This window comes from Mesorhizobium sp. M4A.F.Ca.ET.022.05.2.1, assembly GCF_003998845.1.
Lineage (GTDB): Bacteria > Pseudomonadota > Alphaproteobacteria > Rhizobiales > Rhizobiaceae > Mesorhizobium.
The window spans coordinates 1-10358 of sequence record NZ_RZOJ01000204.1 but is presented as its reverse complement, the minus strand read 5'-3'; the positions used below and the strand labels follow the sequence as shown (position 1 = coordinate 10358).

Annotated in this window: 13 protein-coding genes; 5 read left to right on the top strand and 8 right to left on the bottom strand. The window is 64.4% G+C overall.

Features of this window, described 5'->3' with window-relative positions; genetic code table 11:
- Window positions 1-529 (bottom strand): HTH domain-containing protein (locus EN745_RS21030; RefSeq protein WP_127422156.1); only part of this gene is annotated, 529 nt, incomplete at its 3' end.
- Between the two features lie 120 nt (window positions 530-649).
- Between EN745_RS21030 and EN745_RS21025 the strand changes: the two genes are divergently transcribed.
- The 3 genes from EN745_RS21025 (at window position 650) to EN745_RS21015 (ending at window position 3889) form a co-directional block, all read left to right on the top strand.
- Window positions 650-1054, top strand: coding sequence for a VOC family protein (locus EN745_RS21025; protein ID WP_126055436.1), 405 nt, complete (start codon window positions 650-652; stop codon window positions 1052-1054).
- A gap of 98 nt (window positions 1055-1152) precedes the next feature.
- The gene (locus tag EN745_RS21020; protein ID WP_126055435.1) at window positions 1153-2709 is read left to right on the top strand and encodes a serine hydrolase; all 1557 of its coding nucleotides are present in this window, start codon (window positions 1153-1155) and stop codon (window positions 2707-2709) included.
- A gap of 112 nt (window positions 2710-2821) precedes the next feature.
- Window positions 2822-3889: a cyclic nucleotide-gated potassium channel gene (locus EN745_RS21015; RefSeq protein WP_126055434.1), complete on the top strand. Its 1068-nt coding sequence runs from the start codon at window positions 2822-2824 to the stop codon at window positions 3887-3889.
- Window positions 3890-4447: 558 nt separating this feature from the next.
- On the opposite strand, the gene EN745_RS21010 is transcribed toward EN745_RS21015, so the two are convergent.
- The 4 genes from EN745_RS21010 to EN745_RS20995 form a co-directional block, all read right to left on the bottom strand.
- Window positions 4448-5383 carry a hypothetical protein gene (locus tag EN745_RS21010; RefSeq protein WP_126055433.1) on the bottom strand — a complete coding sequence of 312 codons (936 nt, stop codon included), beginning with the start codon at window positions 5381-5383 and terminating at the stop codon, window positions 4448-4450.
- 96 nt (window positions 5384-5479) lie between these two features.
- Window positions 5480-5716 (bottom strand): hypothetical protein, encoded by a 237-nt coding sequence (locus tag EN745_RS21005; RefSeq protein ID WP_126055432.1) that lies wholly within the window; start codon window positions 5714-5716, stop codon window positions 5480-5482.
- Window positions 5717-5831: 115 nt separating this feature from the next.
- Window positions 5832-6041, bottom strand: coding sequence for a cold-shock protein (locus EN745_RS21000; RefSeq protein ID WP_126055431.1), 210 nt, complete (start codon window positions 6039-6041; stop codon window positions 5832-5834).
- Window positions 6042-6057: 16 nt separating this feature from the next.
- Window positions 6058-6426: a hypothetical protein gene (locus tag EN745_RS20995; protein ID WP_127422155.1), complete on the bottom strand. Its 369-nt coding sequence runs from the start codon at window positions 6424-6426 to the stop codon at window positions 6058-6060.
- A 41-nt stretch (window positions 6427-6467) separates the two neighbouring features.
- Between EN745_RS20995 and EN745_RS20990 the strand changes: the two genes are divergently transcribed.
- Entirely contained in the window at window positions 6468-7586 is a 1119-nt protein-coding gene (locus tag EN745_RS20990; protein ID WP_127422154.1) for a KamA family radical SAM protein, read from the top strand.
- 142 nt (window positions 7587-7728) lie between these two features.
- On the top strand, window positions 7729-8421 hold the full coding sequence (locus EN745_RS20985) for a BA14K family protein (protein ID WP_127422153.1): 693 nt from the start codon (window positions 7729-7731) through the stop codon (window positions 8419-8421).
- A gap of 73 nt (window positions 8422-8494) precedes the next feature.
- Here EN745_RS20985 and EN745_RS20980 read toward each other — a convergent pair whose 3' ends face one another.
- From EN745_RS20980 to EN745_RS20970, 3 genes are all read right to left on the bottom strand, one after another.
- The gene (locus EN745_RS20980) at window positions 8495-8947 is read right to left on the bottom strand and encodes a hypothetical protein (RefSeq protein WP_127422152.1); all 453 of its coding nucleotides are present in this window, start codon (window positions 8945-8947) and stop codon (window positions 8495-8497) included.
- Window positions 8948-9070: 123 nt separating this feature from the next.
- Window positions 9071-9193 (bottom strand): alpha-hydroxy-acid oxidizing protein, encoded by a 123-nt coding sequence (locus EN745_RS37115; RefSeq protein WP_281033564.1) that lies wholly within the window; start codon window positions 9191-9193, stop codon window positions 9071-9073.
- Window positions 9194-9280: 87 nt separating this feature from the next.
- Window positions 9281-10358 (bottom strand): FAD-binding oxidoreductase (locus tag EN745_RS20970; protein ID WP_145992081.1); only part of this gene is annotated, 1078 nt, incomplete at its 5' end.

Below are 10358 nucleotides of genomic sequence, written 5' to 3'. Positions count from 1 at the left end.
TTTCGGCATAGCCGATCATCGTCGGCCAGACGACGCGCTCACTGTCCTCGTCGCGTTCGTTGCGGTAGCGGATGCGGATCTTGTGGCCTGTGCGGATCGATGCGCGTGCCCGCGCGACATCAAGCCCGTCGGGCAGGCTCGCCCGGCTGAGCGGCGCGCCGACGCTGGGGTGGCTGACGAACGGGCGCAGGCGCTCGGGCACAGCGATGGCGATCTTGGCGATCAGGTCGCGCGCCGCGCCCGCCAGCACCGCATCGCCCTTGTCGGCCACCCATTGCGCGCCGAGCACGGCCGCCTCAAGCTCGTCCGGGGTCAACATCAGCGGCGGCATGTCGTAGTCGCGGTCCAGCACGTAGCCGACGCCGGCTTCGCCCCGGATCGGCACGCGCTGGCCGATGAGGTCGGCGATGTCGCGATAGACCGAACGGCGCGAGGTCTCGAGCTCCTCGGCGATCCGGCTGGCGGTGATCGGGTCGGTCGAGCGTCGCAGGATCTGGATGATCTGGAACAGTCTGTCGGCGCGGCGCAAGGCATGTCTCCTGCTGCCACTATGCTGGCAACAGGCCTGGTCCACAAGTCGGCACAGGGCGCCTCAACAGGCGCTGGCACCGACGGAGAAGACTCCGCGGCTATCCGATGGAGAAAACTCATGAATTTCGTTTCGACCCGCATCATCACCGCCGACGTCAGGCGGCTGGTCGCCTTCTATGAGGAGGTGACCGGCACCCTGCTGACGCTTTACACCGACGATTTCGCCGAGCTGACCACCGAGGCCGGCACGCTCGCCATCGGCAGCACGCGTACGCTGCAGCTCTTCGGTGGCGACCATGTCGCGCGACCGGCGGCCAACCAGACGGCGATCATCGAGTTCCGCGTCGCCGATGTCGACGCCGACTACCGGCGGCTTGCCGACCGCATCGCCGGCTCACTGGTGCAGGCGCCGACCACCATGCCCTGGGGCAACCGCTCGCTGCTGTTCCGCGACCCCGACGGCAACCTCGTCAATTTCTTCACGCCGGTGACCGCCGAGGCGATCCGGAAGTTCGAGAGGTGAGGGGGCCGAGGCGCGACGCTCGCGGTGGGCGCAACCCTTGGCCCCTCCGGCGCCCGCCTGTACAATCGTGAGATGAATGCAGGGAAGGGAGGCGCGTGATGCGGCTTGGTCGCAATCTCTATCATTTGACGATTGGGGCCTTCATCGCCGTCCTGGCGCTTTGGCCGCAGGTGGCGCCGGCCGATCCCGTCACACCCGAGCGCATCGCTGCCGCCTTGGCGAAGCTCGAGGCGCTCGCCGAGGCCACCGTCGCCGACGGTGGCGTGCCCGGTCTCGCCATCGCCGTCGTCCACGACGACAAGGTGATCTTCCTCAAGGGTTTTGGTCATCGCGAGGCCGGCAAGCCGGAGACCGTGGACGCCGACACGGTGTTCCAGATCGCTTCCCTCTCCAAGCCGGTGTCCGCCACCGTCGTGGCGGCGCTGGTCGGCGACGGCATCGTGTCCTGGGATTCGAAGATCGCCGACCTCGATCCGGCGTTCCGCCTCGCCGAAGCCTATCCGACCAGCCAACTCACCATCCGCGATCTGTTTTCGCACCGCAGCGGGCTTCCGGGCACCGCCGGCGACGACCTCGAGGACATCGGCTACGACCGTGCCGAGATACTGCACCGCCTGCGCTTCGTGCCGCCATCATCGAGCTTTCGCGCCGGCTACTCCTACAGCAATTTCGGACTGACCGAGGGTGCCGTCGCCGCCGCAATGCCGACGGGCAAATCCTGGGAGGACGTGGCCGAGGAAAAGCTCTACCGACCGCTCGGCATGGCCTCGACCAGCTCGCGTCATGCGGATTTCCTCAAGCACCCCGATCGCGCAGCACTCCACGTCAGGGTCGATGGCGCCTGGGCGGCGAAGATCGAGCGCGATCCGGACGCGCAGGCGCCCGCCGGCGGCGTCAGCTCCACCGCGCGCGATCTTGCGCAATGGGTGCGCCTCGTGCTGGGCGACGGGGCCCATGCCGGCAAGACGCTGATTGCCGCCGACGCGCTGGCCCAGACGCATGCGCCGCTGATGACGCGGGGCAGGAACCCCGTCTCCGGCGGCGAATCCTTCTATGGCCTCGGCTGGAACGTCGAATTCGGCCGGCACGGTTTGAGTTGGGGCCATGCGGGCGCCTTCAGCGTCGGCGCGCGCACCCTGGTGACGATCTTCCCGAAGGAGAAGCTCGGCATCGTCATCCTCGCCAACGCCTTCCCGACAGGCGTGCCGGAGGGACTGTCCGACAGTTTCGCCGATCTCGTCTTCGACGGTGCTGTCGAGCAGGATTGGGTCAATGCGTGGGACGGCATCTATGCCGGCATGTTCGGTCCGGTGGTCGAGGCGGCCAAGGCCACCTTTGCCGCGCCGCCGTCTCCGGCAAGGCCGGCCGGGCCGGCCAGTGCCTATGCCGGCCGCTACGCCAACGACTTCATAGGCCAGGCGGACGTGTCGAGCGCGGGAGACGGCCTTGTCCTCAGGGTCGGCCCCACCAGCGCCCGGTCCTATTCCCTGACGCATTTCGACGGCGACCTGTTCCTGATCTACCCCGATGCCGAAATGCCGGACAGGCCGACGGGCGTCAGTTTCGTCGTCGGCCCCGACGGCAAGGCGTCGACGATCACCATCGAGTTCCTCGACGACAATCATCTCGGCACGCTGCGGCGCGTCGCCGACTAGATTGGCCAAGATAGGTCGCCGTTGGTGATGCACATAGCAGCGATAGCAAGCACCTTTGCGCTTGCCTTGAAGGCATTCTATTTTGCAGGTGGTAGCGGCTCGTGGGCATAAAATGTCGGTACTGCCTTTCCTGAGAATTTACGCGCCGCTCAACGCGGTGCTGGCTGCGCCTGGGCTTCTGGCGGTGGCTGCGCTGACGATACCGGACCTGTCCGGGCGCGGCAGACTGGCCCTGGCGGCCGTGCTCGCTGTCATTTGGGGCGCCTATCTTCTGCAACTGGCTGGGACGCTGCTCAAGCGCCGGGCGGGAGACCTGCGGAACAGGACGCCCGAAATCGCCATCGATGTGCTCGCGGTCGTGGTTCCACTCGCCGCATTTCTGCTCGTCGGCACGCCCGACCGCAGCCTCTACTGTGCCGTCTGGTTGCTGAAACCGCTGCGCGACTCGACCTTCTTCCCGGTCCTGGGCAGGGTGCTGGCCAACGAAGCGCGCAATCTGATCGGCGTCACCACGCTCTTCGGCGTCGTTCTGTTCGGTGTCGCGCTCGCGGCCTATGTCATCGAGCGCGACATCCAACCGGAAAGGTTCGGCAGCATCCCCCAGGCAATGTGGTGGGCGGTGGTCACGCTGTCGACCACCGGCTATGGCGACGAGATTCCGCAAAGCTTCGCCGGCCGCGTCCTTGCCGGGTTGGTCATGATGAGTGGCATCGGCATCTTCGCGCTCTGGGCCGGCATTCTTGCCACCGGTTTCTATCAGGAAGTTCGCCGCGAGGATTTCGTCCGTAATTGGCGATTGGTCACCGCCGTGCCGTTGTTTCAGAAGCTCGGCCCGGCCGTGCTGGTCGAGATCGTGCGCGCGTTAAGGCCCCGCATCGTGCCGGCGGGCGCCGTGATCTGCCGCAAAGGCGAGACCGGCGATCAGATGTTCTTCGTCGTGGAGGGCCGCGTCAGCGTCGCGATGTCGAACCCGGTGGAACTTGGCCCTGGAGCCTTTTTCGGCGAGATGGCGCTGATCAGCGGCGAACCGCGTATGGCGACTGTCAGCGCCGCAACGGCGGTCTCACTGCTGTCACTGCACTCGGCGGATTTCCAGATGTTGTGCAGCAGCAGCCCGGAGATCGCGGAAATCATCCGCAAGACCGCGCTGGAGCGGCGAGGCGCGGCGCCGTTGGCTTGACCGCATTAGGTGTGCAGTCCCGGACATGCTGTTTCATCGATCCTGGTCGTCAGGAAGGGGATGCGACGGGAAGGTTGCCAATTGCCCGCCGATGTCGATCCGGGCCGCCGCGACGCGCAGTATTGGCCTCAACGTGGGAGAAGCAGAGAGACTTTGACACGCGGTGCGAAAAAGCAGCGCAGATACGGCTGATGGGTTATGACGTAGGTATTCTCGCAGATGTGGAATTGGCCGTCCGGGGATTCCTGTACACGCTCCCGTGGGATGGTGAAATTATGCGGCAGGTAAGTGTACCCGCCGTCAATTCTGGACCGCACCGAAGATGGAGGTATGGCGCGGCAATCATGACCACCGCAACACTTGAATTTCGTCAGCGGGTCGATCTTGTCTTCGTACCAGTCATGGGCGTTCGCGCCCGTTGCGGCGGCGATACATATTGCCGTGAGGATGAACCTTCGCATGGCATTCGGCGGACGCTGCTCAGTCGAGCACCCATGTATATTAGCGTCCCGCCAAAAATTCCATTGATGCGGTGCGCCTTGCCCGCTCGTCATCAGCTCAGGAGGCCTGGCCGTAGTGCAGCAGCTTGAAGCAATCGCCGCTGCCGGACTTTGACTGCGTCAGCAGCGGTTTCGATCGCTCGATCCATTCCTGCTGTGAACCGGCATCGGCCTCGATCTGCTCGGCTGGGGCAAGGGTGACGAAGCCACGCCCCTTGCTGAACAGCCAGCAGGCGCGGGCGAGAAATCGCCTGCTGCGCTGGCGCAGCAGGTCGGCATCGTAAAGGATGTCGAGAACCTCGTGCTTGATCTTCCGTTCCTTTTCGGAATTGGCTACAGCAAGCTCGATCGGCTCATCGCCGATCGCCTCCTGCAGGTCCTTGTAGTCGAGGGCGAGCTGGGTGCTGGCATATTTGATCTCGCTCTCGTCCCGCACGATGTTGAACCACAGCGTCGGGTCGAGTTCGTTGACAATGAACGTCGTTTCGAAATCACGCGACAGGTTCAATATGTCGAAGGACTGCACATCGACGTCGCGTTCGACCAGCAGGATCTTGCCGACCTGTTTGCCGAGCTCGGTTCCCTGCGCGCTGATCGCGCCGTTCTTTCCGCCGAGTTCGGGATCGACATAGGCGCCGCCAATATCCAGCACGTCGTCGAACTCGCCGAGCGTTTCGACGACCGGGGCGCCGCGGGCAATGCGCGCCGCCAGCCTTGCCATGACCTGCTGGAGCTCAATCTCGCGCTTGCGCTGATCCTGATAGTTCTGCTGGAAAAAGAAGATGAACAGCGAGACGCCGATGCCGATCAGGATCACGCCCAGTTGCGAAAAGATGTTCCGGTAATATTCCAGCAGCTTTTCACGATGGCGCACGTCTTCGCGCACGCTGTGCGCCACGCGAAGATTGACGATCAGCGATAGGATCAGCAGCCCGGCTCCAACCAGGATGAGGCCGCCGATGAGAAGGTAGCCATGGCCTGCGCCGAAATCCATTGGCCTGCCCCGAAGCCCAGCCTGCGCAGATTAATACCATTTTGCTCAAACACCTATGGTTCGTGGCACGGAACCTCGGCGCCGGCTTTCGCGCCACTAGGCCTGCTTGCGCCGGCCGGTTCGCTTTTTCGCCGGCGACCTGGCCGCGGGGCTGGCGGCCTCGACCGCTTGCATGGCAAGCCTGGCCTGCTTCAAGCGTTCGGTCTTTCGTTCGCGTTCGGCCGCTTCGCCATCGATGATCTGGCGGGCCGCCCTGGTCGTGGCGTCCTGCTTCGTTTCGATGGCTGTCGGCTTCGGCTTGAATATTCCTTCGGGTATCGGCTGGTGCTGCATGTGACTGTCTCCAATCATGAAAAAGAAAAAAGGCCGGGCGAAACCCGGCCTCTCCCATGCGCCTCGATGATCGATGCCAGTACATCCGTGGTCAAAGACCAGAAGCGCAATCTGTCTACGCGGCCTGAAGGTTCTCGGCCGAACTCTTGCCGTTGCGGCTGTCCTTCACGATTTCGAAGCTGACCTTCTGCCCCTCGACGAGGGACCCCATGCCGGCGCGCTCGACGGCCGAGATGTGCACGAAGACATCCGGCTGCCCGTTGCCCAGCTCGATGAAGCCGAAGCCCTTGGTTGCATTGAAGAACTTTACCGTTCCAGTATTCATGACGATTTCCTTTCAATCAGCCATAGAAAAATTGCTCGCCGTACAGCCTGCGCGGCAAACTTTTCAGATCGATTTTGAGAGGAAGATCGCTGAGAGCGCGGATTGCGCCAGAACAAGGTTCAACAAGCAAGATCGATACTTGCAACATAGAGCCCTGTGGGTTTGCAGACAAGGCGCAGCGTGAAAATAATTCTTTTTCTCCAAGGATAGGTCGGTTTCGGCGGCGGTATTTTCCACCCGGCTTGGTCGTGGCTTGGCCGCCGTGGGTTACGCCGGCGAAGCTGCCAATCTCCCCATGTGGGGAAATGACTGGCCGGGCAGGGGGGCGCCAAGGGTCGCGACGATCGACGGACGGCGGCAACAGGCAGTTGACCCGGCCGCCCATACGCTCGATAGCTCCGCGCGAACGCTACCGAGAAACTCCCGATGACGACCGACGCCAACCTCAACGACGTGGCCGCAAGCGATCAGCGCGCCGCCGATCCATCCTGGCAGGACGACGTCCGCGCCGGCGTGCGCCATGTGCGCGATCTCGCCGCGCTGCCGCTGTCGCGCGCCGAGCGCGCGGCCGCTCAGGAAGCCGCAGCGAACCACAAGGTGCGCATTCCAAGACCCTATCTCGAACTGATCGACTGGAACGACCCGCAGGATCCGATCCGCGCGCAGGTCATCCCGTCGCCGGAAGAGCTGGTCGAGGCGGAAGGCGAGCTCGACGATCCGATCGCCGACCATGCCTACAGCCCGGTGCCGAGGCTGACGCACCGCCATGCCGATCGGGTGCTTTTGTTCCCGACCTATCAATGCGCCGTCTATTGCCGCTTCTGCTTTCGCAAGGAGTCGCTGACATCGATCGGACGTGGCTACACAAGCGAGGCGCTGGAGCCGGCGCTGGCCTATATCGCCGAGCACGAAGAGATCCGCGAGGTGATCCTGACCGGCGGCGACCCGCTGTCGCTGCCCGACAAGGCGCTCAGCGAAATCCGCGCCCGCGTCGAGGCGATCCCGCATGTGCGGCTGTTGCGCATCCACACCCGCGTGCCCGTCGCGCTGCCCTCGCGCATCACATCAGAGCTGGTCGCCGCCCTGCAGGGTCGGCTGATGGTGACGGTGGTCACCCACTTCAACCATGCGCGGGAGATCACCGACGCCACCGAAGCGGCCTGCCGCACCTTGAGGCAGGCGGGCTTCGTGCTGCTCAACCAGAGCGTTTTGCTGAAAGGCGTCAACGACAGTGTCGAGGTGCTGGAGGAACTCTGCCGGGAGCTGATGTACCGGCTTGGCGTGAAGCCCTATTACCTCCACCATGGCGACCTGGCACGCGGCATGGCGCACCGCCGCACCACGATCGCGGAAGGCCAGGCGCTGGTGAGCGCGCTGCGCCAGCGCCTCTCGGGCATCTGCAATCCCACCTATGTCATCGACCTGCCCGAAGGCGGCGGCAAGGTACCGCTGGCATCGTGCGCGATCGAGGGCCGGGACGGGGAGGCGTGGCGCATTCGCGGGCAGGATGGCATGGTCAGGGCCTATCGGGAGGTTGTGGGGTAGCCAACCTTCGAGGGCTTGGTTCCCGTCATCTCCCAAGCCAGGTTACGGCCGCCCGCCTTGCGGCGAGGGCCCCCTTCGCGTCTCGTTGGAACCAGCCACACGGCTCCGCATTTCTATCAGCGGGGGCTAAAGGGAGCGTGGCGTGAAAGCTCTGTTGGGAATTCTGGGCGGCTTCGGTCTGACCCTGACGGTTTTCGCCAGCGGCCTGGCCTTCGCCACTTGGCTGCTGGCCGCCAAGCCGGTCGGCACGGTCTCCCCGAGCCAAAGCGTGGCCGAGCTCTGGACCAGGAACGCCGAGCCGGTGGGCGCGGCCAAGCAGGCTCTCGAGCGTGTTGCCGCCCGTCCGGTTCCGGCCGATCCCAAGCCTGCCGATGCCGCGAAACCCGAGATCGGGCCCGAGGTGACCGCCTCGATCGAGCCGCAGGCTGGCGACGGGCAGGGCGAGGCGTTGGCCGCCGGCGAGGATAGCGCGCAGGCCGCGGAACTGTCGGCCGCCCATCTCGAATGGTGCGCCAGCCGCTACCGCTCCTATCGTCCTGACGACAACAGTTACAGATCCTACAGCGGCGAGCAGCGGCGCTGCATGTCGCCCTATCTCGATGCGGGCGGCGCCGATGAGGGCTACGTCAAGGTGCGGGACAACTCGGTGGAGGCCGCCTCGATGGAAGGCAGCACCTATCAGAGCTGGCCGGACGAGGAAGCGTGGGGCGAGGGCGCCTCAGGCGGGGTTTCCGCCGACCATGTCGACTATTGCTTCAGCCGCTATCGCTCCTACCGGCCGGAAGACAACAGCTACCAGCCCTACGACGGCGGCCCGCGCCAGCAGTGCGAGTAGCCAGTGAGCCCACTGCCTGATCGACCGAGACAGTGATCTGCACCCGTCGACGCAACCCGTTGCAAACATTCGGCTATGAAAGTGCAGTCCAAACCACACTCTCAAGATCGGGAGAGTAGCGGGCGATGATAGCCTCCTGATCATTTTCCTGCGTGAGAATTACCTGCTTCTCAATAGCGTCACCGAGCAATCGCATAAAACCTTCAAGCTGCTCAACCTCGGGTATTCCGCTGACTTGCCTTGGATCGAAGTCGAACTCAATTTCGACGGTGCTGAAGAAGTGACATGCAAGCTGGATTGGCCCGACGTAAAAAGACAGTAAGCTGGCTGTTTCGCTGTCCAGGGCCGCTTCGACCCCCAATAGCATCGACTCGATGTTGCCGGAGACACTGAAATTAGCAGGCGGGCTCCATTCGCGGAGGATGTCCCAGACGCGCTGCCAATCCGACTCAGACGTGTTCAGAACGTAGATGTCTCGCCATGATCCGTCCCAGGCGAAATCCGATGCTACCTGTTCCCACTTCATGCATGGACCACTCTCGATGACCGTGGTTCTAGCATGGCACACGCCATGAGTGCTTTCCACAAATCCCAAGTCCGCTTTCCACCTATCCGGCCATTCCGCATTGTGAGTTCACGGCCCAAGTGTTTAGTCCAGCACCTTCGCGTCGATCTCCTCGATGCTCCGCGTCCCGGTCAGCGCCATGGTGGCGGATAGCTCCTTGCGCAGGATCTTGATGGCGGTCGCGCCGCCGGCGCCGAGGCCATAGATTCAGGCCCGTCCGACCAGACAGCCACGGGCGCCGAGCGCCAGCGACCCCAGATAGTCGCTCTCCCCCACTTTCGTGGGGGTGCAGCCTCACTCCCCCGCGATTATCTTCCCCGGATTCATCACATTAGCCGGATCGATCATCCCCTTGATCGCCCTCGCCAGCGCCTGCTTGACCGGATCGGCGTGGCGCTCATAGGCGTCGCGCTTGTCGAGGCCGACGCCGTGCTCGGCCGAGAACGAGCCGCCGCTTGCCTGCAGGCCCTCATAGAGCACGTCCTCGATCGCCTCGTGCAGCGCGTCCGAAACCGGCCCGTCGGTGTTGATCGAGATGTGCAGGTTATCGTCGGCGAGATGACCGAACACATAAGGCGCGTAAGTCGCGTCGATGCGCTTCAGCCCGGTTTCGATGCGCTGGACATAGGCATCGAGCGCGCCGGCCGGCACCGAGACGTCGAAGGACGGCGGCAGATGGTGCATCCGCTCGATCATCTCGGTCTCCTCGCGCAGCCGCCAGATCGCCCCGGCCTGCGAGACCGAACTGGCGACCAGCCCGTCGATGATGCCGGCTTCCTCCCAGATCGCCGCTAGGCCATCCTCCAATGCCTCTCGCGCGGCCTCGACGCTGTCGGCGCCAAGCTCGAGCACCAGCAGGCAAGGGGCATCGAGCGGCAACTGGCCGGGCGCGAAGCCGAGCATCCGGTTCATGGCGGCGGCGAAACGCTGCCACAGGATTTCGGCGGCGTTGAGCCGTGTCTGGGTACGCTCCAGGAAATGCCGCACGATGCGCTGCGCGCTGGCCGCGTCCGGCACGCCGACCAGTGCCGTGGCGCTGGCGCCCGTCACCGGATCGAGCCGCAAGGCGACGCGGGTGACGATGCCAAGCGTGCCCTCGGCGCCGATGAACAGGTGCTTCAGATCGTAGCCGGCGCTGGTCTTCAGCACCCGCGTCAGGTCGGAAAACACGTTGCCGTCGGGCAGCACCGCCTCGAGGCCGAGCACGCGATGGCGCATCGTGCCGTTGCGGAAAGCCATGATGCCGCCGGCATTGGTGGAAACCATGCCGCCTATGGTGCAGGAGCCGCGCGCGGCAAGGTCGATGCCGGGATCGAGCGCATGCGCGGCCGCCGCCTCCTGCAGCACCGAGAGCGGCGTGCCGGCCCCGACG

Excerpts from the sequence above, each read along its gene's own strand:
- EN745_RS21015 (WP_126055434.1), top strand. The coding sequence starts at position 2,822 with ATGTCGGTACTGCCTTTCCTGAGAATTTACGCGCCGCTCAACGCGGTG.
- EN745_RS21000 (WP_126055431.1), bottom strand. The coding sequence starts at position 6,041 with ATGAATACTGGAACGGTAAAGTTCTTCAATGCAACCAAGGGCTTCGGC.
- EN745_RS20995 (WP_127422155.1), bottom strand. The coding sequence starts at position 6,426 with ATGGGCGGCCGGGTCAACTGCCTGTTGCCGCCGTCCGTCGATCGTCGC.
- EN745_RS21005 (WP_126055432.1), bottom strand. The coding sequence starts at position 5,716 with ATGCAGCACCAGCCGATACCCGAAGGAATATTCAAGCCGAAGCCGACA.
- EN745_RS21025 (WP_126055436.1), top strand. The coding sequence starts at position 650 with ATGAATTTCGTTTCGACCCGCATCATCACCGCCGACGTCAGGCGGCTG.
- EN745_RS21010 (WP_126055433.1), bottom strand. The coding sequence starts at position 5,383 with ATGGATTTCGGCGCAGGCCATGGCTACCTTCTCATCGGCGGCCTCATC.
- EN745_RS20990 (WP_127422154.1), top strand. The coding sequence starts at position 6,468 with ATGACGACCGACGCCAACCTCAACGACGTGGCCGCAAGCGATCAGCGC.
- EN745_RS21020 (WP_126055435.1), top strand. The coding sequence starts at position 1,153 with ATGCGGCTTGGTCGCAATCTCTATCATTTGACGATTGGGGCCTTCATC.
- EN745_RS20980 (WP_127422152.1), bottom strand. The coding sequence starts at position 8,947 with ATGAAGTGGGAACAGGTAGCATCGGATTTCGCCTGGGACGGATCATGG.